We start from the raw sequence: 24,696 nt of genomic DNA on the forward strand, positions 1-24,696 counted from the left end.
TTAATAGCGATCCCCTGATTAACGGCAGGTGAACGTAGCAACGCCGCGGAACACATTGCTGTTGCCCAGCGCAACGCTATAGCTCGCAACGACGAAGATCGCACCATTACCAGCGTCACCGATGGTCACCATGCCACCAGTGCCAAGACCACCCACGGTGCCGGAGAAATACGTACTATCCACAGTTTTGACGGTACCCTGCAAATTCGCGGTCGCAGTAAGGCCGTTGCCAGTGGTAGTGATACCCAGGGAAACATGGGCGCCGTTTCCATCAACCGTAACTGCTGCCGTGCCGGTCGACGTGCCTACGAAGTTTGCAGAACTAAGAACAACTGATCCACCGCCGGCGTAAGTCGGCTTAGTGAATTTACCGGCATCGCAAGTCAGCGAACCGTTGATCGGCATCGATGCCAGTTTGTTGAAGACTACGTAGTGATACGAGCTGCCGGTGGCGCCACCCAGGGGATAATCGCCGCTCGAAGACGTCACGCTGCCATCGTTCCAATGAGGTGTACTGTCAATAGTGGACACTCTCTCTTTATGCCGCCTGCGGGGTTTCGTTGAAAGATTCAGCGAACAACGCTGGCGGAACAAAACCGATGCGGGAATGACGCCGCTGCCGGTTGTAGAACATTTCAATGTATTCCTGAATCGAAGCTCGCGCCTCGGCACGCGTGGCATAGCGGCGATGATGAACAAGCTCGTTTTTCAAGCTGCCCCAGAAGCTCTCCATCGGCGCGTTGTCGTAGCAGTTGCCCCTTCTCGACATGGAGGCGAGCATGCCGAATTGCGCCACCAGGGAACGATACGACGAAGCGCAGTATTGACTCCCCCGGTCTGAATGGTGAATCAGACCCGGTGCCGGCCGCTTGTTTGCCACAGCCCGCCACAGGGCTTGCGCCGTCAGCTCCTGCGTCATACGCGCATCCATCGCGTAACCCACGATTTCACAGGTGAAGACATCCTTGATGCCAGCAAGGTAAAGCCATCCTTCCGCTGTCGGCACATAGGTGATATCAGTCACCCAGACCTCGCCGGGCCTGGTGGGTGCGAACTTTTGGCTCAGCAGGTTCGGCGCCACCGGCAGGTCGTGATTCGAGTTGGTGGTCGCCTTGAACTTGCGCTTTTGTTTGCAGCGAAGATTGAGCTCCTGGCGCAGCCGACGGATACGATCACGACCAACCTCGTGGCCTTGCGCCGCCAGCTCGGTCTTGACCCTTGGCGAGCCATACGTTTCCCGGCTTTGACGGTGAACGGCAGTGATCAAGAGCTTCAGATGTTCGTCCTGGCGCGCACGCGCGCTGGGGGCTGCCTTCTGCCAGTTGTAGTACCCGCTGCGCGAAACACCAAGGGCGCGGCAAAGCGCAGCTGTTGGAAATTCGAGTCGCACCGATTTCATCCACGCGTATTTGGCAGCGACTCCTGCGCAAAATACGCTGCCGCTTTTTTTACGATATCTCGCTCCTGTTTTGCGGCGGCCAGTTCCCTGCGAAGCTTGGCGTTTTCGGCTTCCAGTTCGGCCACGGTGCGACTGCCAGGCGCTACAGCATCCGTACCACGCCGTGCTGCCGCAACCCAGCTGGCAAGGGTTCCTTTGGGGACATGGGCGCGCTCGGCTGCCTGCTCGATGGTCAGTCCCTGCGCAAGAACCAGCTTGACGGTCTCGTCGCGTAACTCGGGGGTATATGCTTTCTTCATTGATTTCAAAAGTGCTCCTGTTGGTGAAGTTTACCAAACAAGAGTGTCCGAAAATCTCAGCCTACCTCATATGATCCTTGACTTGAGCGGGAAGACAGATGCCTTCGGAAGCTGTAAGAGCTTACATGTGTTGGCGCCGACTGAATTTTGACCCACCCTGCCGATTGAATTTTGACCCAGGGCGGGACGCTGCTTTGGGAGCCGGCGTCTGTGGATAAGTGTACCAAAGACAGGGGGGATTCGCGGTGGGCGCAGCCCGCCGTGAATCCCCCCTTAGTCAGTTCAATAGTTAATTAACGGAGTAAACGATTTATATCGTTATACATCCTGTCTTCAAAGCTACACCGGAAAGTCCGCCTTCCCGGCCTTCTGTTTTTGCTCCCGCGCCTTGATCCGCCCCTTGGCCGCCATACTGCTGTGCTGGAAGCGGTAGGAGTCGTTGCCAGTCTCCACGATGTGGCAGTGGTGCGTCAGCCGGTCTAGCAGCGCCGTGGTCATCTTAGCGTCGCCGAACACGGCGGACCATTCAGCAAAGCTCAGATTCGTCGTGATGGCCACGCTGGTATGTTCGTACAGCTTCGAGAGCAGGTGGAACAGCAGCGCGCCGCCGGCCTGGCTGAACGGCAGATACCCCAGTTCGTCGAGGATGACCAGGTCGATCCGCATCAACGACTGTGTCAGCCGACCGGCCTTGCCTTCCCGCTTCTCGCGCTCCAACGCATTGACCAGATCGACCGTCGAGTAGAAGCGCACCCGCTTGCCCATTGAGGCAATGCCCGCCACCGCGATGGCCGTCGCCAAATGCGTCTTGCCGGTGCCGGGGCCACCGATGAACACTGCGTTCTGCGCCGTATCGGTGAAGGCCAGCGTGGCCAGTTGCCGCACCAGGGCCTCATCGACCCTGGATGCCGCGAAGTCGAAGCCGGCCAAGTCGCGGTGCACGGGGAATTTGGCGGCGTTCATCTGATGGTTCACCGAACGCATGGCGCGGTCCGTGTGCTCGGCGCGCAGCAGGTGCTCAATCAGCCATTTGGACGACGACACGGCGTGCTCTCCTTGCGCCACCAGATCGGTCCAAGCGTCGGCCATGCCGTGCAGGCGCAGGCCCTTCAATTCCTTGATCAGGTCACGCATGGTTCACCTCCGCGCTGCTGCCAGCCGTCTCGCGCAGGCTGTCATAGCGGCTGGTGTTGGCTACCGGCGCCTCCTTCAATACCAGGCTGGTCTCGGCATGTGCCGGCGGCGGGGCGGCACTCAGGCGGGCCAGCACATTCTCGACGTGCTCGACACTGAGCACGCCGGACTCGATCACCAGCTCCACCGCCACCAGCACTGCCGGCAGGCCGGCGCCGGGCACGGCCGCCAGCACCTGCGCCATGAGCCGGTCGCCGCCGGCGTGGCGCAGCAAGCCTTGCCGCAGCCGCTGCAGCGGCGCGGGCATGTCGGCAAAGGGGGCGCCGTTGCGCAACGCACCGGGCTTGCGCTGCACTAGCGGGATGTAGTGCTGCCAGTCGTAGCACACCTGCTTGCGATCGACGATGCGTTCATGGGTGGCGACCAGCGCATCGCCGGCCACCACGCACACGCGGGTCGGGTACAGCCTTGTGCTCACCATCTGCCCGGCCAGCTCGCACGGCACTGAATAACGGTTGCGGTGCACGGTGACCAGGCAGGTGGACGACACCCGCGCCGCCTTTTCCACGTAGCCGTCGAACGGCGTGGGCATGGGCATCAGGTGGGCCTGCTCCTGTTCCAGCATGTCGGCCACGCTCAGCGCCTCGTACTCCGGGTGCTGCAATTCTCCCCACAGCGTCCGGCAGCGCTCTCCGAGCCAAGCGTTCAATTCAGCGAGGGAAGCGAACTGGCGGTCTTGGGCTTCGATCCAGATCCGGCGCCGGCTATCCTGCACGTTCTTCTCCACTACGCCCTTTTCCCAGCCTGAGGCCACGTTGCAGAAATCGGGCTCAAACAGGTAGTGCGCGCACATGACGGTGAAGCGCGTGTTGACCACGCGGCCCTTGCCTTTCTGGACCTTGTCGACCGCCGTCTTCATGTTGTCGTAGATGCCGCGCCGGGCCACGCCGCCCAGCGCTGTGAACGAGCGGGTGTGGGCGTCGAAGAGCATCTCGTGTCCCTGACTGGGGTAGGCCACCAGCCAGAAGGCGCGGCTGGCGCACAGCTTCATGTGCGACACCTGCAGACGCCGGTAGATGCCGCCGACCACCATGCCTTCCTCGCTCCAGTCGAACTGAAACGCTTCGCCCAGCTCGAAGCTGAGCGGGACGAAAGCCTCTGCCGCCTTGCCTTCGCGGCCACGCCATTCCCGGATGAAGTCGGTAACCCGGCTGTAACTGCCGACGTAGCCTTCGGCCCTGAGTTGGGCGAACAGCGCTTTCCCGGTACGCCGGTTCTGCTTGTTGCGGTGGGTGTCAGCTTTGAGCGCCTGCTCCAGTGTGGCGTGGAACTCGCTCAGCTTGGTGGGTGCCGATTCTCGCCGATAGCGCGGCGGTGGCGCGTCTTCCGGCTTGCGTAGCCATTTGCGCAGCGTGTTGCGGGACAGGCCCGTGCGCTTCGCGATCTCGTGCAGCGACAGCTTGTCGCGCAGGTACATCCGTCGAACTTTACCTAACATTTCCATGGTGATCACCTTATTATCTCCTGCCCAAAAAATAGGCGGGAGTAGTAGAACACCTGGGTCAATTTTCAGTCGGCATCAGCCCTCAAAGTGGGTCAATTTTCGGTCGGCGGCAACATTTCGCCAGCAGCAAGGCATTGCCGTCGGCGCTCATCTGCGTGCCCTGACTGGTGATCGAGCCGTCGGTGGCGATGATGGTCAGGTCCTTGCCGGCAGTGAGGGTACTGGTACGCGCTTCACTGCTGGCGTGATTCTCCGTGCTGTTCTTGCCGTGAGAGCCGAACTGCAAGGTGGCAACCGTCAGCGCGGCCCGGGCGCCGTCGGCCGCACCCTCGGCCTTGCCAATTTCACGGCCAATGAAGCTGCCGTTCTTGGTGTTCTTGGTATCCTCCTTGTAGGCGTCCTTGAACGCAGCCAGCGGGTTGACTGTGAAGCCCGCCAAGAAATTTGTTCACACCTCCAGCAAACCGGCGCGAAACTGCCAAACAAACCGAATGTGCATGGCGCTCGGCCGCCACCTTCGAGTACCTCCGCCAGCAAAAACGACAGCCCCAACCGACATAAATTGCTATTTTGGACAACTGAGCAGGAGAGGCTCACATTTGGCAAGGCCGACTTTCCCGAGCAACTATGGATTACGACAATCACCTCCAGCCGAAAACCTCGAATAGTCGCTCGCCTCCGACCAATTATCATCAAATGCATCAATCAGTCTAACTAACGCTGCGTCCTTACGTGGAACAAAGTATTCCCGATGCTCCGAAATAGCTACTTCCAGTACTTCGCTCCACCGCAGCTCGTGCATGCAAAATGCAATCGCATCTATAGAAAGAATTCCTCGACCTTCTCTACGCGCATTTCTCACATGGCGTACCGCGTCAATTAGTACACCAGCATAAAGCTTCTGATCGGTCCCCTTACGTTTCAGGAAATCAAGCAATTCTCCATAAAGCGCCTCAGTGTTTTTACTATATTGATCTTCCGCCAGCTGAATCTTTAAGCAGAGCTTCTCAAAGTCAGCCATGTGCGCGTCCAATTGATTTTTCATTGTTTAACCACCCATCTTCCAAGTGCAAAGTCGTACACCTTCTCTACGTCATGCCCTTATACACAAGTCCAAAATCAGGAAGCAGGCATAGCTGCATAGCGTAATACTTCCGCCGCCACGCGCACTTTCCGCAGTCCTTTCCAAATCGTTTGCACACCGGGCCCACCGTCGCCTTTGCGGGCAAGGAAACCGCCAAATCCGGCGATCAAACGTAGTACCTCATTCAGCGTCGGCTTTGCTAGCGGCCCAGCCTTGGAGCGCATGTATGCAGCGCGAATTTCGGCCCAGTCGAAGAAGCGACTGGCCTCCAGGTCAGGGCAGGTTCGCCCCAGCCGCATCAGGTGCGCGATGCGCCATGCCACTACCAGATACATCGCGATAGCCCGTTCCAGTTTGCCGATATCCAACTGCAACGACTCGATACGGCAAGCATTCTAAATCTGCAGCAAAAGGTGAGAGACCGGCGTTTTGCAGAAGCTTTGAAGCCACCGGAGGGGAATTCCGGGCGGTACTTCGCGGTACGGAACAGCGCTTCGGCGAAAGCGTTGCCACGTATGTTACAGTTAAAAACTTAGCTTCACTTATACTTTATGAAATGAACCGTGCCTTCCTTAAAATATCCGCTCGCTCCACCACAATCTCTGTTCTGGACTTTTAAGCAGAGCAATATTCCGATTCAAATGACAACCTTGACACCAAACCAGAGATCCAACCCAAAATGCCGCCCACTATGCAACGTAAAGAGAATATCCGTTTACGACAGCATGATCCAATGCACTGATCATCTTAGCTAGATTTGATGAAAAATCTTCTGGAGTCCCCACATTCGAGACGTCATTTTTCCAGAACTGATCAAGTTGGATCAATTCCTTCTTAAAGTCAAGCAGCTCCGAGCCGGTAAGTAGAAAACCATCTTCAGAATCAGCACGCTCAGTTATTGACGAAATAATTGGAAGACCAAGTCTACGTCCAACCGATTCCCAGTATAGGTCTAACGTGTATGCCGATCCCAGATAGTGATCAAACACCACGTCATCGAGCGAACTACCTTTAGGTATAAACATATGATAAGCCATCATTTTCCTTTCTTAACAGGAAGTATAAATACGTTTTCAGCACCAAGAATTCTCTTCGATTCTTCGATCAACTGGTTAAATCTTTCACTGTTTCCCCGTTCGTAATAAACTTGGGCTGTAGTGCCCCTCTTCTTTGCTTCATCCTTTAACACCTCTAAAGCCATGCCCTTATACACAAGTCTGACATGACCGGCATGCGCCAGAAAAATCAGTTTACATTCAAGGACTTGCAACAGCACTTGTAAGCTGACGTCATTTCGCGTTTACTCTCGCCTTTTAGGTGGCGCGTTGACGACAGCAGCACAGTGGGCAACCACGGAATTTGCAGGATTAGATCTCGGTGATGCGCGCCTCAACAATCGAGCGAGGACGTTGATGGAGCGATTTGCAGCCGACCCGACGGCGAGCATTCCTGATGCCTGCCACGGCTGGGCGGAGACGATGGCCGCTTACCGTTTTTTGAGCAATGAAGCGGTGGATTGGCAAGCCATCCTTACGCCGCATTGGCAGCAGACTCAGCAGCGCATGCACGGCAAGGCGGTCGTTCTCTGTATGCAAGACACGACAGAACTGAATTTCAACGGACAAGAGACGGAGGGCCTGGGGCCGTTATGTTACGAGCCGCAGCGCGGCATGTATTTGCATCCGACTTATGCGGTGACGCCGCAGCGCGAAGCGCTGGGTGTGCTCGATGCATGGATGTGGGCTCGCAGCAAGAAAGATGCATCTGGTAAGCGCAATGATTTGAAGGAAAGCCTGCGTTGGATCGAGGGCTATGATCGCGTTGCCGAAATGGCGGCGGACTTCCCCGATACGCGCCTGGTTTATTTGGCGGACCGGGAAGCCGATCTTTTACCCTTGATGCGCCGGGCGCAAGAAGCTGGCGAGCCAGCCGACTGGCTAATCCGCGCCGCGCACAACCGATGCCTGCCTGATGGCGGCAAGCTTTGGGAGCGCACCACCGCCAGTGAGCCAGTTGGGCAGATTGAATTCACCATGGCGTCGCGGCATGGCGTCAAAGCCCGTCCTGTACGCCAGCAATTGTGGGTGCAGCGGATTGATCTGCGCAACGGTGCCAATGGCCCCCTGGCCGTGACCAGCATCGTGGCGCGCGAAATCGATGCGCCAGCCGGCGTTAAGCCAATTGAATGGCGCTTGCTGACCAACCGTTGTGCCACTAGCCATGCGGAGGTAGTGGAATTGATCGACTGGTATCGCGCCCGCTGGGAAATCGAAATGCTGTTCGACATCCTGAAGAATGCTTGCCGTATCGAGTCGTTGCAGTTGGAGCATATCGGCAAACTGGAACGGGCTATCGCGATGTATCTGGTAGTGGCATGGCGCATCGCGCACCTGATGCGGCTGGGGCGAACCTGCCCAGACCTGGAGGCCAGTCGCTTCTTCGACTGGGCCGAAATTCGCGCTGCATACATGCGCTCCAAGGCTGGGCCGCCAGCAAAGCCGACGCTGAATGAGGTGCTACGTTTGATCGCCGGATTTGGCGGTTTCCTTGCCCGCAAAGGCGACGGTGAGCCCGGTGTGCAAACGATTTGGAAAGGACTGCGGAAAGTGCGCGTGGCGGCGGAAGCATTACGCTATGCAGCTATGCCTGCTTCCTGATTTTGGACTTGTGTATAAGGGCATGAGTTAAGCGTTGCGAAGACCTGGAGACCCTTAGATACGGTGATGCCTTAGAGCGCGTTGCTAAGGGGATGGTTGATGATGAACAGGATCAAAAAAACGCTGAATACGTAATTGCCTTGCAACGGGCTTCGCAGAGCCCAACTAGCGAAGGTGCCATGGGTAACTTTGCTGGGTACATTGAACGTCTGAAAGAGGCGCGGGAGATGCTCGCAAGGTACGAAGGCCAGCCTATGCTATACAAGGGCAAGCCGATGATTGGTGAGGATGGAAAACAACTCACCTATTTCTCTGCAACGAGGGCTGAGCGAGCAGATAAATATGCCGAAGGCGTGATGTCTGGAGAGCCAGATCCGCTGTTTCCGCAGCGGGATGCCCGTGATGAGAGGCGCCTCGACTACTTTGCTGTGCAAAACGGTTCTGCAAAGAAGGATTACATAATCGAAGAAACGCTGCTCGGTGGAAAAGTGGCTGACAAGGCTCTCTCTGCTGCACTCGGCAAGTTATGGATGGGGCTCGATAGGGCATTGGCGTACGAAGCTGCTGCGGCCATTAAAGGCAGCGCCAGCAAAGGCCCCTCGTTAGTGTCCGGTCTTGGAGATAAGCGGGTAGCTGACGAAGCGATGTCGGTGGTTGGTGGGGGCGATGCCGTGCCTGGGCCGGTAAGTTTTATGGGGGAGGGGGACCAATTTCTTAAGAACGCGTCGAAGAGACTCGACGTTGATGCGAACGGAAAGTTTGACGTGGTTGCTCACGGGAGTACTCACAAAATTGAAGTAATGACTGCCAACGGCCCCATTGTGGTTGATCACCGTGTTGCTTCCAAGCTGATCGACAATGCCCCTGGCTACAACGGCCAGCCGATCCGACTATTATCTTGCGAGACCGGTGCATGTAGTACGGGATTCGCGCAGAATATGGCAAACAAGATGGGGAAAGTGATCGAGGCTCCGACAGATTTAGTCTGGGCCTATGGAAACGGAAAGATGGTAGTTGCTCCACGTTTGTCTGTGGACCCCAAGTCTCCACTATTTGACCAACCCGACTTGAGGACCTGTCAGGAATTTTGTGTGCCGGGGTCGCGGTTCGTAGTTAGTTAATCGCGTTGGTGAAGCGTTCACCAAACAGAATGGCAAACTGGTTGGCGGCCATCTTCCAGGTCCGTTGCGGCATCTTCCAATCTTTTTCGATATTGCGCAAGGCCAGGTACAGCAATTTGGTCGCTGCCTCGTCGCTCGGGAAGTGGCCACGGTTCTTCACGATCTTCCGCAACCGCATGTGCAGGCTCTCAATGGCATTCGTGGTGTAGATAATCGAACGTACTTCCGGTGGGTACGAGAAGAACGGAGTCACCTGCTCCCATTGGCGCCGCCACATCGCCGGCACGGTCGGGAAGCGCTGCCCCCACGGGCCGTCTGCAAAGGCGTCTAACGCCGCCGCTGCGGCGTCAGCGTTCGCTGCCTGGTAGATCGGCTTGAGCGCAGCTGCAAGCTCCTTGCGATCCTTCCAGGACGCCAGCGTCATCGAGTTGCGAATCAGGTGCACGATGCAGGTCTGGATTTGCGCCTGCGGATACACGGCCTCAATCGCTTCAGGGAAGCCGCGCAGGCCATCGACGACCGCAATCAGAATGTCTTCCAATCCACGGTTGCGCAGCTCGTTGAAGACCTTCAGCCAGAACTTGGCGCCTTCGGTTTGTTCGATCCATAGTCCCAGCACTTCCTTGCGGCCATCGGCGCGGATACCCAGCGCCAAATATACGGCCTTGTTCTTGACGGTGCCTTCATCGCGGATCTTCAGCCGCAGTGCATCGAAGTAGACGATCGGGTACATCGTCTCCAGCGGCCGCTGCTGCCATTGCGCCACTTCATCCATGACCTCGTCGGTGATGGTCGAAATCAGGTCTGGCGACACTTCGGTGCCGTACAGTTCCAACAAATGCGCCTGAATCTCGCGCACGGTCATGCCGCGAGCATACATGCCGATGACGTGGTCATCGAAGCCCGGCATGCGGCGCTGGTGCTTGCCGACGAGCTTTGGCTCAAAGCTGGAAAGACGGTCACGTGGGATCTCCAATTCCAGCTCGCCGCCCGGTGCCAAAACGGTTTTGCGGCTCTTGCCGTTACGGTGGTTCTTGGCGTCGCCTTCGGTGGCGAGGTGGTGGGTCAATTCGGCTGTCAGCATGCGCTCGGCCAGCATCTTTTTGAGCTGGCCGGCCAAGCCTGACTCCCCGAGAATCGATTCGGCATCCTTGTTCTCGACCTGGGCCAGCAACTGGTCAATCAGTTCAACAGGAAACGGGTACTGCTTCTTGGTTTTTGGTTTTTTAGTGGTCATTACGTCGGTCATGGACAATCCCTTTCGGTATTATTTCATGACCCCAGATTCACACTAAAATTCTGACAGGCTCCGACTTGAGCAGGCAGGGTAGTTTCAAAATTTTCAAACCAGAGAAAAGCCAATGAACGACGAATTTCAAATGATCTGTGAAAAGTGCGGGGGTAAGATGGTTGCTAGGCATGAAGGAAGCATGCAAGGCTTATTTTGTACGAAATGTGACTGGTCAGTGGTTACCACTCGCATTCCAGAAATCAAATTGGATCGTACTCAATATGATGTCTTTGCACTTAACGCTGATTACAAAAATCAATCTCATATAAAGGCGGTTGCGCACGTGACCGGATTCAATTTGCTGGAAGCAAGGAAGCTGCTGCAGTTCGCTGAACCCGACATTTTTCGTGGAAATGCTGTCGAAGTTAAGCGAGTAAGAGATGCCCTCCGATCGGTCGGAGTTGACTGCAGGATTGAACCTGAATTTACTTGGTGATCTGCAATTAATGTGACTTCAGGAATAACTAGCGCGACGTGCTTCGGTATTACTGACCTGCTAGCCGAGAATGCTACTGGGCCGTGGATGGCTAGGTTGAAAGTACACTGCGCAGCGCATTTTGGCATTATATAGGTGCTAAGGAAACCAAATTTCTGATCCGCGACCCATGTGATCGGCTGCGCCAGGAATTGGTCTGTGACTTTCAGACACGCTTTCGATGGATAATACTGTCCTGAATTCTCCCTATCTTGATGGCTAATTGGCTGTCATTTTTGGGGTGCGCGTCAATTAGTGCCGACTTGCGGGGGGACATCGAATTACCGGGAACTTAATTGCTGTAATTTGCGTGGAACGGCGCCTAAAGTCGAGTAACGAGAACTCCGAGTCGGCAGCTTCGTTGGCAAAGAATTCGCGAAAGCTGAAAGTGCGGCGGAAGGTGGCTTGTTTCTGTCAATCCCGACCCGAAAGGCGAGTACCTGTTCGAGACGCGTCCGCAGTTCGCAAAGCTGGACCAGTGGACCAGCAGCGACTACCTGCTGGACAAACTGGCAGTCGATCACGCCACCACACAGAAACGCCTAGGCGACGGCTTCTACGAACAGCGACTGGTACGCGAACAATTGTCCGAGCTGACCGGCCGTGCTCCGAGCGCCGGTCCGGGCGATGACGCGCTGTACAAACAAATGCTGAACAGCGCCGCCAGCTTCGCGCAGGAATTTGGCCTGCGACCAGGCATTTCCCTCAGCCCTGAGCAAGTCAGCCACCTGACCAGCGATATCGTCTGGCTGGAGAGCCAGGCGGTGCAGCTTCCAGACGGCTCCATCGAGACCGTGCTGGTACCGAAGGTCTATCTGGCGCACGTTAACGCGAACGCGGTCAAGCCAACTGGTGCATTGGTCACCGGCGCCAGCGTGGTGATCGACGTCAGCGAAACAATCATGAACCAGGGTGGCGTGATTGATAGCGGCAATGGACGCACGATACTGCTGGCCGGCGAAGACATCGTCAACCGCGGCGGAGCCATTAAAGGCGGCGACGTCACCCTGCAAGCTGGCCGTGACATCAAGAACGAAACCCTGACCGTGGAAAGCAAGTGGTCGTCCAAGGTGAACGGCGGCAGCTTTACCTCGCTCTCCAACCAGGCGACGATCAGTGCCACCAATGGCTTGGTCATGGATGCGGGCCGCAACCTGACCGACCTGGCAGGCACGATCAACGCAGGCGCCAGCGCTTCCATTTTCGCCGGCAACAACATCAGCTTTGACACGGTGAAAGCCGGCAGCACGTATCATGCCCTGATCGATGGCAATGCCGAGAATAATAGCGCCGTGTACAACCAGGTTAGCCGAGTCAACGTGGGCGGCGACCTGCTGATGGCAGCCACCGGGAATCTGAACCTTGCCGGCACCCAGGTATCCATTGGCACCAAGGGGAGCGGCGCCGGCACACTGCTGGCCGGCGGCGCCGTGAATATCAACGCTGTGGTGGACGAGGTCAAGACCAGCCTGCAGGACGATAAAACCAGGAAGAGCTGGGGTAAGGATATCCACGAGAACCAATCGGTTGTTGGCGCCCATGTGGCATCCACCGGCGACTTGCTGGTCAGCGCCGGTATCAGCCAAAGCAGTGACCTGAACGTCACAGGCAGCGCGCTTGCCGCTGGCGGCACGCTGACGCTGAAGGCAAGCAAGGACCTGAATATCGGCAGCGTCGCCGAAACGCACTTTTCCGACATGGAGAACCACAGCAAATCGGGCAATAAGATCAAAAAGAGCAGCAGCGACATCACCGATTACAACGCTACCACGCTGGCGATCGGCAGCTCCATCAAAGGCGGCAACGTCATTGCCACCAGCGGCGGCGACACCCTGATCAAAGGCAGCACCGTGCTGGCCGAAAAAGACCTCAGCATCGACGCCAAAGGTGGCCTGAAGATCGTCAGCGCCGAGGAAACCAGCAAAACATCGAGCAGCAGGCAAGAGAAGAAATCCGGCTTCAGTGTCAGCTACTCGTCGGGTAATCTCAGTACTGGCTACGGCAAGTCGAGTACCTCCTCGCAAAGCGCGCAGGAGACGGTGACCCAGCTCGCCTCCAGCATCGGCGCCCTGGACGGCAGCGTCAAGCTGAAGGCCGGCGAAACACTGCAAGTGGTTGCCTCCGACATCGCGGCCAAGGAAAACCTCACCTTGATCGGCAAGAACGTCGACTTGGCCGCGGCGCAGAACACCTCGGTGAGCCAGGTGAACGCCCAGAGCAAGTCATCCGGCTTTGGCGTAGGATTCACGGTCAACCCGGTGAAAGCCTTCAATGACGCCTACAAGTCCAGCACCGAGAACTCCAAGTCCGGCAGTTTCATCGGCAAGGAATTCGCCAAGGCAGAAGGCGCGGCAGAAGGCGGGATGGCGGCCGTGTCGGTCGTCAACGCGCAAATCAGCAACAAGAGCACGAACAGCACCCAAAACCACGCCACCAGCGAGGCCCGCACCAGCACCCTCACTGCCGGCAAAGACCTGACCATCCTTGCCACCGACGGTTCGATCACCAGCCAGGGCGCCCAGATCAGCGCCGAAGGCAATGCCCTGATCCTGGCCAAGGACAGCATCAAGTTCGACGTGGCCCACAACACGGAAACCAGGTCGCAAGATACGAGGAAGTCGGGCTTCAGCATCGACACCCGTTCGACGCAAGTGATCGGCGTGCTGCACAATAATGGCACCGGCAATGGCGGCACCGACACAGTGACCGGTACCAAGCTGTCGGTCGGCGGCAGCACCACCATGGCCACGCAAATCGGCGACATTGCGCTGACCGGCGCCAACGTCGTCTCGGAAGGTAACCTGTCGATCAACGCCGCCCGTGATCTCACCATCACCAGCGCGCAAGACACGCTCCACAACGCCAACCAGAGCAACAACAAGGCCATCGGTAAGGTGGCCATTTCCGACACCGAGCGGTTCTCGGGCTACCACAACGAAAAGCACAAGGACAACAGCGACCAGGTGACCCAGGTGGCCTCCAACGTTTCCAGCCTGAAGGGCGACGTGAACCTGACGGCAGGCGAGAAGTACACCCAAACATCGAGCAACGTGCTGGCCGGGAATGACGTCAACATCACCGCCAAAACGATCGACATCACCGTGCTGCAAAACACCGGCAGCCACCAGGAATCAAACAGCGACTTGAAGATCGGCGCCTTCGCCCGCATCAGTTCACCGCTGATCGACCTGGTCAACAACGTGGAAGCGGCGCGCAAATCCGACGGCCGCCTGAAAGCGATGCAGGGCATGGCGGCAACCGCCAACGCCTACCAGGCTGGCAGCGCGATCAGCAGCCTTGCTGGTGGCCCCGGCAGCGGCATCCTGATCAAGGGCGAAGCCGGCATCGGCTTCGCCAGCAGCAGCAATTCCAGCAATGCGAATGACAGCACCGCGCAGGGCAGCACAATCAACGCCGGCCGCAACGTCAACCTGACGGCCATTGCAGGCGACATCCACGCCACCGGCGCCACGCTCAATGCCGGCAAGACCCTGAGCCTGGACGCAGCACAAAACATCGTGCTGGACGCCAGCCAGAGCACGCTGCACAGCGATGGCAAGAACAAGAGCTCCGGTGTTGAGGCAGGTGTTGGCTTCCAGGTCGGCGCACAGACCGGCGTGTACATTTACGCCTCTGCCAACGTCGGCAAAGGCCACAACAAGAACGACAGCACGATCAACAACAATACCCAGCTCAATGCCGACACGATCAATATCCGCAGCAAGGGCGACACGACGCTGAAAGGCGCGACGGCAACCGCCAACACGATCAACACGGACGTGGGCGGTAAGCTGGCGATCGAAAGCCTGCAGGACACCAGCCAGTTCGAGAGCGTGCAGACCAATGCCGGTGTACGCGTTCAGGTAGCGATCGGTAATGCGTGGAGCGCCTCCGGCAATATCTCTCAACAAAAGGGGAGTGGCACCTACGCAGGTGTCGGCCAGCAATCGGGCCTGTTCGCAGGCGAGGGCGGCTATCACGTCAAAGCTGACACCATCGACCTGAAGGGCGGCGCCATCGCCAGCACCAATGCTACGGCCTCTGAGCTGACCACCAACAAGCTGACCACTTCCGACATCGAGAACAAGATGAAGTACTCGGCCAGCAACGTCAGCGTGGCCGGGGGCACCGGCGGCAAGAGCGAATTGCTCAGGGATGACGCCGGCAAGATCATGTCACTGAGCCAGCAAACGCAGGCATTCGGCACGGCGAAGGATGGTAACGTCGCACCTGGATTGCCGATGGTGGAGAGCGGGAGCGACAGATCCACTACTTACGCCACCATCACCGACGGCAAGATCACCATCGGCGGCGTGACGACCAGTTCCGTCAAGGACTTGGGTATCAACACTGATTTGAGCAAAGCCAACACCGCGCTGGATAAGCTGCCTGATTTGCAGAAGCTTCTGAAGGACCAGCAAGCCATGTCGGCCGCCGCTGGTACCGTGATTGCGACGGGCAAGCAGTTCGCAGGTGACATCGCAAGTAATGCTGCGAAGGCGCAAAAGGCTGCGCAAGAGACGCTGAACGATCCGAAGAGCACTGCCGAACAGAAGTTGGCTGCGGCGAAAGCAAACGAAGAAGCCCAACAAACTTTGAAAGACTGGGGCACCGGTGGTATTTACAGCCGTGCGCTGAATGCAGGTGTTGGTATCTTGACCGGTGCGCTGGCTGGGCAAGGCGGTGGCCAAATCACAGCTAATGCTATTGCCCCGACGGTCGCAAAAATGGTTGGAGACATCGGCACCGATTTGCAAAAGGAAGCTAGGAACGAGGCGGACAAGTTTACCGGTCTCGCCCAGCAGGCGGCAGATCGCGGTGACACGGCTGCAGCTGCTGAGTACAGCGCTAAGGCAAACGAAGCTGCTACTACTGCTGCGAATTGGGACGACAACGGAATCTACCGTGTGGGGCTGCATGCAGCTACCCAAGGCATGCTAGGCGGCTTGGCAAATGGCCAATCCGGCGCACTGGAGAGTGCCGCCGGTGTTGTAGGCGGCAACTTGGGGCAGCAACTTGGGGCGCAACTCGGTAATGCGGAAGCCGATAAGCTCGGTTTGAAAGGCGAGGAGAAAAGAGCATTCGTCAATGCGTTCCAGCAAACGGGGGCGGCCGTTGGAGGCATGGTCGCTGGGGCGGTCGCCGGCAGCGTATCTGGCGGCAGCGTAGACGTAGGCTCGGTTCTGGCTGCGGCTCAAGGCGGGCAAGCAGCGGGAACTGTTGATACATACAATCGCCAGCTGCATCTGACCGAGACAGTAAAGCTTGCAGCTCTCAAGAAGGGTAAAACCGCTGCGGAGCAGCACAAGCTGGATGCGGCAGCATGTGCCTTGGTGCATTGCGCAGAAGGCGTGTCCCCAAGCGACGCCCGCTACAAGCAACTGGATGATCTGCAAAAGGAGGGGTTACTCTATAAGGATGAATTGTCGGCCTTGGAGAAAACCGGGGAATTCGTCTACGCCCCGAAACTAGATGCAATTCGCGATCGGATCACCCGCGACGGTGAGCTGTTCCGACGGGCAGGTGGCGTGATTAATCTCGGGGCCGGGACTTTAGGCACATTCGCAGGTGGTACGATTGGAGTTACTGGTGCTGCAAGCTGTGTGGAAACGCTTGGTCTTGGTTGCGCCCTTGCCGCGTTTGGCGGTTACATTGCGAAAACGTCCAATGACCAAGCAAATGACGGAAGTCGGGCTCTCTTCGGCAGATACACCTCCAACGAAGGCCAGCGCGTATTGGACTCGTTCAACCTGCAGACATATCCAGGTGATAGGGATCCAATCAAGAACGCCGCATGGGATGGCATCAAGTTTAGTGCGGGTGTGTTGCTGTACAAGTATGGTCCCAAGATTATTGCTTCGACGGAAGAGCGGCTGGCCGTAGGGGGCATAGCTGCTACGGCGGCGGCAAATAAGGGAGCCGCTACATCAGGCACAAGAGCAGATCTTCCGACAGCGACAGCGGTTGACCGAGTATCCTTGAACGCCGCCACCGAAGATTCGTTGCAGTATGTGAAATATCAAGATGAGAAGGGTTGGGTTTACCCTAAAGACTTGGGATTTGCTGGGCCAAGAGTTAACACAACATTGCCAGTAGGAACGAAATTGGATCGCATTGGAGAGCCATCTGGTAGCTTTATGTCGCCAGCGGGAACTCCTTATGACTACAGAGCGCTACCTCCTGGCACCGGTGCTTCCAAAGTATACTTTTATGAGGTGACCAAGCCGCTTCCAGTGATGCAGGGTGAGATTGCTCCTGCATTTGGCCAAGTAGGAAGCGGCACGCAGATATTGCCAAATTTCCCATCGCGGGTGAATGTACAATGGCTTTTGGATAACGGTTATATTAAAGAGGTAAAGAGGTGATAGAGTTCACTGCGATCGAAAAAATGGTCCAGGAATTAGGGCGGAAGGGAGGTATTCCATCGAAATACCTTCAAATATTTGGATGTTCTCCCCAAGACGGACGGGCTCATATCGAAATTGCTCAAGACGAATATCGGTATGTCGTGGAAGAACGCGGGTTTAGGTTCAGTGTTCGGTCCACTAGTGAACTTGAGGAACTTCTGTTCTGGGTCTTGGATGAGGCCGCCGCTAGATTTTCATATGATAGCGAGCTGGCAAATAGGAATTCGGATCAAGATCCAAGGCGTGTGGCTTTTCAATTACGCATCCAAGTAATGCGACGCATTAAGGAAGAGTGGGGAAAAAGGACGGCCGCATATGTGGAGAATACTGTTAGAAATTCCCCGTATCTTGATGGCTAATTTTTTGTCCTGTTCAGATGTCCAAATAGGGGGCTGTAGGTGCGCCCCGCTAGTCTTGTAGGTGGAGGCACCGTAAGGCTGTGAAGAAGTGAGCTGCAACGCCCTTTTGCATGAAACTCTGGCGCCGATCAGCTTATTTTCTGTGCGAATCAAGCGTCGCATGACTTGTACAGGCGGCTGTTTTCAGGGCGCCTGTGGGCACCACCTGATTTCGTCAATTGAGATCGGATGCGCTGCTAGGGGCGTGTCTGGAATCCAAACAGCAGTCCGCCCCACGCCTCAAACCACTCGACCGCAACAGGTTTATGGCGGTAGGGATCAACTCCTGTCTAACCATCATGAACCAAGGCGGCGTGATCGATAGCGGCAATGGCCGCACGATCCTGCTGGCCGGCGAAGATATCATCAACCGCGGCGGCGCCATTAAAGGCGGCGACGTCACGCTGCAAGCTGGCCGTGACATCAAGAACGAAACCCTGACCGTGGACAGCAAGTGGTCGTCCAAGGTGAACGGCGGCAGCTATACCTCGCTCTCCAACCAGGCGACGATCAGTGCCACCAATGGCTTGGTCATGGATGCGGGCCGCAACCTGATCGACCTGGCGGGCACGATCAACGCGGGCGGCAGCGCTTCCATTTTCGCCGGCAACAACATCAGCTTTGACACGGTGAAAACCGGCAGCACGTACCATGCCCTGATCGATGGCAATGCCGAGAATACTAGTGCCGTCTACAACCAGGTTAGCCGAGTCAACGTGGGCGGCGACCTGCTGATGGCAGCAACCGGGAATCTGAACCTTGCCGGCACCCAGGTATCCATTGGCACCAAGGGTAGCGGTGCGGGCACACTGCTGGCCGGCGGCGCGGTGAATATCAACGCTGTGGTGGACGAGGTCAAGACCAGCCTGCAGGACGACAAGACCAGAAAGAACTGGGGTAAGGATATCCACGAGAACCAATCGGTCGTTGGAGCCCGCGTGGCGTCCACCGGCGACTTGCTGGTCAGCGCCGGTATCAGCCAAAGCAGTGACCTGAACGTCACAGGCAGCGCGCTTGCCGCTGGCGGCACGCTGACGCTGAAGGCAAGCAAGGACCTGAATATCGGCAGCGTCGCCGAAACGCACTTTTCCGACATGGAGAACCACAGCAAATCGGGCAATAAGATCAAAAAGAGCAGCAGCGACATCACCGATTACAACGCTACCACGCTGGCGATCGGCAGCTCCATCAAAGGCGGCAACGTGGTTGCCACCAGTGGTGGTGACACCCTGATCAAGGGCAGCGCCGTGCTGGCCGACAAAGACCTCAGCATCGACGCCAAAGGTGGCCTGAAGATCGTCAGCGCCGAGGAAACCAGCAAAACATCGAGCAGCAGGCAAGAGAAGAAATCCGGCTTCAGTGTCAGCTACTCGTCGGGTAATCTCAGTACTGGCTACGGCAAGTCGAGTACCTCCTCGCAAAGCGCGCAGGAGACGGTGACCCAGCTCGCCTCCAGCATCGGCGCCCTGGACGGCAGCGTCAAGCTGAAGGCCGGCGAAACACTGCAAGTGGTTGCCTCCGACATCGCGGCCAAGGAAAACCTCACCTTGATCGGCAAGAACGTCGACTTGGCCGCGGCGCAGAACACCTCGGTGAGCCAGGTGAACGCCCAGAGCAAGTCATCCGGCTTTGGCGTAGGATTCACGGTCAACCCGGTGAAAGCCTTCAATGACGCCTACAAGTCCAGCACCGAGAACTCCAAGTCCGGCAGTTTCATCGGCAAGGAATTCGCCAAGGCAGAAGGCGCGGCAGAAGGCGGGATGGCGGCCGTGTCGGTCGTCAACGCGCAAATCAGCAACAAGAGCACGAACAGCACCCAAAACCACGCCACCAGCGAGGCCCGCACCAGCACCCTCACTGCCGGCAAAGACCTGACCATCCTTGCCACCGACGGTTCGATCACCAGCCAGGGCGCCCAGATCAGCGCCGAAGGCAATGCCCTGATCATGGCCAAGGACAGCATCAGGTTCGACGTTGCCCACAACACGGAAGGCAAGATGCAAGAGTCGAAGAAGTCGGGCTTCAGCATCGACACCCGCTCGGCACAGGTGATCGGCTCGCTCAACAACAAGAGCGACGGCAATGGCACCACCGACACCGTGACCGGCACCAAGCTGTCGGTCGGCGGCAGCACCACCATGGCGACGCAAACCGGCGACATTACGCTGGTGGGCTCCAACGTGGTCTCGGAAGGCAAGCTGTCGATCAACGCCGCCCGTGATCTCACCATCACCAGCGCGCAAGACACGCTCCACAACGCCAACCAGAGCAACAACAAGGCAATTGGCAAGGTGGTTATTTCCGACACTGAACGTTTCTCCGGCTACCACAACGAAAAGCACAAGGACAACAGCGACCAGGTGACTCAGGTGGCCGCCAACGTCTCCAGCCTGAAGGGCGACGTGAACCTGACAGCAGGCGGGAAGTACACCCAAACCTCGAGCAATGTATTGGCCGGGAATGACGTCAACATCACCGCCAAAACGATCGACATCACCGCGCTGCAAAACACCGGCAGCCACCAGGAATCAAACAGCGACTTGAAGATCGGCGCCTTCGCCCGCATCAGTTCACCGCTGATCGACCTTGCCAACAACATCGAAGCAGCACGCAAATCCGACGGCCGCCTGGAGACCATGCAGCGCATGGCAGCTGCCTCCAACGCCTACCAGGCCGGGAGCGCAATCAGCAGCATGGCCGGAGGCCCCGGCAGCGGCATCCTGGTCAAGGGCGAGGCAGGCATCGGCTTTGCAAGCAGCAGCAATGCCAGCAATGGCAGCGACAGCACCGCTCAAGGCAGCACTGTCAACGGTGGCCGTAACGTCACCCTGACGGCCACCGGTGGCGATATCCACGCCACCGGCGCCACGCTCAACGCCGGCAAAACCCTGAGCCTGGATGCAGCACAGAACATTGTTCTGGACGCCAGTCAGAGTATGCTGCACAGCGACGGCAAGAACAGGAGCTCCGGTGTTGAAGCGGGCGTTGGCTTCCAGGTCGGCGCACAGACCGGCGTGTATTTCTACGCCGCTGCCAACGTTGGCAAGGGCCACAACAAGAACGACACCACGATTAACAATAACACCGCGCTCAATGCAGAGACGATCAACATCACCAGCAAAGGCGATACGACGCTGAAAGGCGCCACGGCAACCGCCAACAAAATCAACACCGACGTGGGCGGCAAGCTGGCCATCGAAAGCCTGCAGGACACCGGCCAGTTCGAGCGCGTGCAGACCAACGCCGGGGTACGGGTGCAAATGGGCTTCGGTGTCTGGAGTGCGAACGGCAACCTTTCGCAGCAAAAGGGCAGTGGCACCTACGCCGGCGTAGGCCAGCAATCGGGCCTATTCGCAGGCGACGGCGGCTACCACGTTAAGGCCGATACCATCGACCTGAAGGGCGGTGCCATCACCAGCACCAATGCTGCTGCCTCCGAGCTGACGACCAACAAGCTGACGACGTCGGACATCGAGAACAAGATGACCTACTCGGCCAGCAATGTCAGCATGGCAGGGGGCACTGGCGGCAAGAGCGAATTACTCAGGGATGCCGACGGCAAACTGCTGCCGTTCAGTCAGCAAACGCAGGCCTTCGGCACAGCCAAGGACGGCAACACAGCGCCTGGCCTGCCGACGCTGGAGAGAGGCAGCGACAGCTCCACCACCTACGCCACGATCACCGACGGCAAGATCACCATCGGCGGCGTGACGACCAGTTCCGTCAAAGACCTTGGCATCAATACCGATGCAAGCAAGGCGAACACCGCGCTGGCAAAGCTACCCGATCTGCAGCAGCTCCTGAAGGACCAGCAAGCCATGTCGGCGGCTGCCGGGACGGTGATTGCGACTGGCAAGCAGATCGCAGGGGACATCGCAGGTGATGCGGCGAAAAAGCAAAAAGAAGCGCAAAAGACGCTGGAAGATGTGAATATCACCGCCGAGAAGAGGGCAGAGGCAAACAGACAAATTGAAGAGGCCCAGAAAACGCTGAAGGATTGGGGACCGGGTGGTCTCTACAGCCGTGCGCTGAATGCAGGCGTGAGCGTTTTGACCGGTGCGGTGGCAGGGCAAGGCGGCGGCCAAATCACAGCGAATGCTATTGCTCCGACGGCCGCCAAAATGGTCGGAGATATCGGCACCGGTTTGCAAAACGAAGCCAGGAGTGAGGCGAACAGACTCACAGGTCTCGCTCAGCAAGCGGCAGACAGGGGTGATATGGCGGCAGCTGCTGAATATGGCGCCAAGGCGAATGAAGCTGCCACCACTGCTGCCAAGTGGGATGACAACGGTATCTACCGTGTTGGGCTGCATGCAGCTACCCAAGGCATGTTGGGCGGCCTGGCGGGTGGCCAGGCGGGCGCGCTGGAGAGTGCCGTCGGCGTTGTAGGTGGCAACCTGGGGCAGCAACTTGGAGCGCAACTCGGTAATGCGGAAGCCGAGAAGCTTGGTTTGAAAGGCGATGAGAAAAGGGCGTTCGTTAATGCATTCCAGCAGACTGGTGCCGCTGTGGGGGGCATGGTTGCAGGTGCTGCAGCAGGGAACCTATCGGACGGCAACGTAGACGTTAGCTCGCTTCTGGCGGCGGCGCAAGGCGGACAAGCCGCGGGAACTGTTGACACCTACAACCGCCAGTTGCACCTGACCGAGTCGGTAAAGCTGGCAGCCCTGAAAAAGGGTAAGACAGCGGCGGAGCAGCACAAACTAGATGCTGCGGCATGTGCGTTGGTACATTGCGCCGAGGGCGTTCCCGCCAGCGATGCGCGTTTCAAACAATTGAATGACCTGCAAAAGGAGGGGCTACTCTACACAGATCAGCTGGCGGAGTTGCGGCGGACCGGAGAGTTCGTGCACGACCCTAAGCTCGATACAACCCGTGATTGGATCACGAAGAATGGTGAGACTTTCCGACGTACCGGTGGCCTTATCAATCTTGGTGCGGGAACGGTAGGTACATTCGCAGGTGGTGCGATCGGCGTTGCCGGTGCCGCGAGCTGTGTGGAAACGCTCGGTCTTGGTTGCCTCGTTGCTGGGTTTGGAGGATATATTGCGAAAACCTCCAACGACCAGGCGCATGAGGGGAGTCGTGCGCTCTTTGGCCGATATAAGTCCGACGAAGGCCAACGGGTATTAGACTCATTCAATCCGCAGACATATCCTGGCGAGAACGATCCGATTAGGAACGCAATATGGGGTAGCGCCAAACTGGGTGCAGGTGTGTTGCTGTATAAGTATGGCCCGAAGATTATTGGTTCGGTAGAGGACAGGTTATTGGCGGGAGCTAGCAGTAAGAAGCCAGGATTGGAACCAACGTCAACTGCTAACGACGGGGGGCAAGTCAAGGTTGTCGGGGGCGGGCCACCGGCTGCAAATGATACAACTTACGGGCGGAATGTACCGGTAGGTGGTGATAACACGGCCAGCGCAAAGGGAAAACCGTCGAATAGTAGTAGCACTGAATCAGGGGCGACGCCAGAGAAGGCGAGCGAAAATGGAAACTCAGCCATTCCAGATTACATAGCAACGACTAATGGAGACATTGGCGCGACTGCGGGACTAGGCCCGAGGAAGCTCCGCGCGCTTGAACGGGAGTTGCAGGTTGTCGAGATAACTGGTGGAAAGTCGGCTCAAACTGCTCGTGTTGGTGAAAATGGTCGTGTAATTACTGAAGACACACCAATCTACCGAGATGGACAAGTTGCTTCGGGCATTGATGTGTATGGTAAGAACGGAGAGCTAATTCAAGTCGGCGGCCCGGGGAAAAACTCAAACGACGCAGTCTTCGTAAGGGCCATGCGGGCTTTAGAGCATGCCCTTATACACAAGTCCAAAATCAGGAAGCAGGCATAGCTGCATAGCGTAATGCTTCCGCCGCCACGCGCACTTTCCGCAGTCCTTTCCAAATCGTTTGCACACCGGGCTCACCGTCGCCTTTGCGGGCAAGGAAACCGCCAAATCCGGCGATCAAACGTAGCACCTCATTCAGCGTCGGCTTTGCTGGCGGCCCAGCCTTGGAGCGCATGTATGCAGCGCGAATTTCGGCCCAGTCGAAGAAGCGACTGGCCTCCAGGTCTGGGCAGGTTCGCCCCAGCCGCATCAGGTGCGCGATGCGCCATGCCACTACCAGATACATCGCGATAGCCCGTTCCAGTTTGCCGATATGCTCCAACTGCAACGACTCGATACGGCAAGCATTCTTCAGGATGTCGAACAGCATTTCGATTTCCCAGCGGGCGCGATACCAGTCGATCAATTCCACTACCTCCGCATGGCTAGTGGCACAACGGTTGGTCAGCAAGCGCCATTCAATTGGCTTAACGCCGGCTGGCGCATCGATTTCGCGCGCCACGATGCTGGTCACGGCCAGGGGGCCATTGGCACCGTTGCGCAGATCAATCCGCTGCACCCACAATTGCTGGCGTACAGGACGGGCTTTGACGCCATGCCGCGACGCCATGGTGAATTCAATCTGCCCAACTGGCTCACTGGCGGTGGTGCGCTCCCAAAGCTTGCCGCCATCAGGCAGGCATCGGTTGTGCGCGGCGCGGATTAGCCAGTCGGCTGGCTCGCCAGCTTCTTGCGCCCGGCGCATCAAGGGTAAAAGATCGGCTTCCCGGTCCGCCAAATAAACCAGGCGCGTATCGGGGAAGTCCGCCGCCATTTCGGCAACGCGATCATAGCCCTCGATCCAACGCAGGCTTTCCTTCAAATCATTGCGCTTACCAGATGCATCTTTCTTGCTGCGAGCCCACATCCATGCATCGAGCACACCCAGCGCTTCGCGCTGCGGCGTCACCGCATAAGTCGGATGCAAATACATGCCGCGCTGCGGCTCGTAACATAACGGCCCCAGGCCCTCCGTCTCTTGTCCGTTGAAATTCAGTTCTGTCGTGTCTTGCATACAGAGAACGACCGCCTTGCCGTGCAT

Annotated in this window: 15 protein-coding genes and 2 pseudogenes; 6 read left to right on the forward strand and 11 right to left on the reverse strand. The window is 57.5% G+C overall.

What is annotated here, in order from left to right:
- Positions 1-18 precede the first annotated feature (18 nt).
- From ACWBU6_RS19410 to ACWBU6_RS19450, 9 genes and pseudogenes are all read right to left on the reverse strand, one after another.
- Positions 19-531, reverse strand: coding sequence for a hypothetical protein (locus ACWBU6_RS19410; RefSeq protein ID WP_452645039.1), 513 nt, complete (start codon positions 529-531; stop codon positions 19-21).
- A gap of 7 nt (positions 532-538) precedes the next feature.
- Positions 539-1,698, reverse strand: a protein-coding gene (locus ACWBU6_RS19415; RefSeq protein WP_452645040.1) for an IS3 family transposase whose coding sequence is annotated in 2 segments (ribosomal slippage) — positions 539-1,440 and positions 1,440-1,698 — 1,161 coding nt in all. Because the reading frame shifts where the segments join, the coding sequence is not laid out codon by codon here.
- 339 nt (positions 1,699-2,037) lie between these two features.
- Positions 2,038-2,832: an IS21-like element helper ATPase IstB gene (gene istB, locus ACWBU6_RS19420; RefSeq protein WP_452644064.1), complete on the reverse strand. Its 795-nt coding sequence runs from the start codon at positions 2,830-2,832 to the stop codon at positions 2,038-2,040.
- Positions 2,825-4,336 (reverse strand): IS21 family transposase, encoded by a 1,512-nt coding sequence (istA, locus tag ACWBU6_RS19425; protein ID WP_452644063.1) that lies wholly within the window; start codon positions 4,334-4,336, stop codon positions 2,825-2,827. Before istA ends, istB begins: the two co-directional genes overlap by 8 nt.
- A gap of 82 nt (positions 4,337-4,418) precedes the next feature.
- On the reverse strand, positions 4,419-4,775 hold the full coding sequence (locus ACWBU6_RS19430) for a hemagglutinin repeat-containing protein (RefSeq protein WP_452645041.1): 357 nt from the start codon (positions 4,773-4,775) through the stop codon (positions 4,419-4,421).
- A 186-nt stretch (positions 4,776-4,961) separates the two neighbouring features.
- Positions 4,962-5,381 carry a hypothetical protein gene (locus ACWBU6_RS19435; protein WP_452645042.1) on the reverse strand — a complete coding sequence of 140 codons (420 nt, stop codon included), beginning with the start codon at positions 5,379-5,381 and terminating at the stop codon, positions 4,962-4,964.
- Between the two features lie 74 nt (positions 5,382-5,455).
- Positions 5,456-5,809 (reverse strand): annotated as a pseudogene (locus ACWBU6_RS19440) (IS4 family transposase); the annotation flags it as partial.
- A gap of 300 nt (positions 5,810-6,109) precedes the next feature.
- Positions 6,110-6,460, reverse strand: coding sequence for a hypothetical protein (locus tag ACWBU6_RS19445; RefSeq protein WP_452645043.1), 351 nt, complete (start codon positions 6,458-6,460; stop codon positions 6,110-6,112).
- Complete coding sequence (locus ACWBU6_RS19450; protein WP_452645044.1) at positions 6,457-6,696, reverse strand: hypothetical protein; 240 nt, start codon at positions 6,694-6,696, stop codon at positions 6,457-6,459. The genes ACWBU6_RS19445 and ACWBU6_RS19450 overlap by 4 nt, the downstream gene beginning before the upstream one ends.
- Positions 6,697-6,703: 7 nt before the next feature.
- Between ACWBU6_RS19450 and ACWBU6_RS19455 the strand changes: the two genes are divergently transcribed.
- Together ACWBU6_RS19455 and ACWBU6_RS19460 are read left to right on the forward strand one after the other, a co-directional pair.
- A complete protein-coding gene (locus ACWBU6_RS19455) occupies positions 6,704-8,077 on the forward strand; it encodes an IS4 family transposase (RefSeq protein ID WP_452649585.1) in 1,374 nt (457 codons plus the stop codon).
- Positions 8,078-8,169: 92 nt separating this feature from the next.
- Complete coding sequence (locus ACWBU6_RS19460) at positions 8,170-9,198, forward strand: hypothetical protein (RefSeq protein WP_452645045.1); 1,029 nt, start codon at positions 8,170-8,172, stop codon at positions 9,196-9,198.
- On the opposite strand, the gene ACWBU6_RS19465 is transcribed toward ACWBU6_RS19460, so the two are convergent.
- Complete coding sequence (locus tag ACWBU6_RS19465) at positions 9,191-10,447, reverse strand: IS256 family transposase (protein ID WP_452645046.1); 1,257 nt, start codon at positions 10,445-10,447, stop codon at positions 9,191-9,193. The two genes, ACWBU6_RS19460 and ACWBU6_RS19465, sit on opposite strands and share 8 nt — an antisense overlap.
- A gap of 112 nt (positions 10,448-10,559) precedes the next feature.
- On the opposite strand from ACWBU6_RS19465, the gene ACWBU6_RS19470 reads away from it, so the two are divergent.
- The 4 genes from ACWBU6_RS19470 to ACWBU6_RS19485 all read left to right on the forward strand — a co-directional run bounded on the left by ACWBU6_RS19470 (position 10,560) and on the right by ACWBU6_RS19485 (position 23,618).
- Positions 10,560-10,925, forward strand: coding sequence for a hypothetical protein (locus ACWBU6_RS19470; protein ID WP_452645047.1), 366 nt, complete (start codon positions 10,560-10,562; stop codon positions 10,923-10,925).
- Between the two features lie 623 nt (positions 10,926-11,548).
- Positions 11,549-17,329, forward strand: coding sequence for a hemagglutinin repeat-containing protein (locus ACWBU6_RS19475; RefSeq protein WP_452645048.1), 5,781 nt, complete (start codon positions 11,549-11,551; stop codon positions 17,327-17,329).
- Between the two features lie 23 nt (positions 17,330-17,352).
- A complete protein-coding gene (locus ACWBU6_RS19480; protein WP_452649586.1) occupies positions 17,353-17,730 on the forward strand; it encodes an Imm63 family immunity protein in 378 nt (125 codons plus the stop codon).
- A gap of 338 nt (positions 17,731-18,068) precedes the next feature.
- Positions 18,069-23,618, forward strand: coding sequence for a hemagglutinin repeat-containing protein (locus ACWBU6_RS19485; protein WP_452645049.1), 5,550 nt, complete (start codon positions 18,069-18,071; stop codon positions 23,616-23,618).
- Here ACWBU6_RS19485 and ACWBU6_RS19490 read toward each other — a convergent pair.
- Positions 23,602-24,696: pseudogene (locus ACWBU6_RS19490) on the reverse strand (IS4 family transposase); the annotation flags it as partial. The gene ACWBU6_RS19485 and the pseudogene ACWBU6_RS19490 sit on opposite strands and share 17 nt — an antisense overlap.

Source organism: Pseudoduganella sp. HUAS MS19 (genome assembly GCF_053615455.1).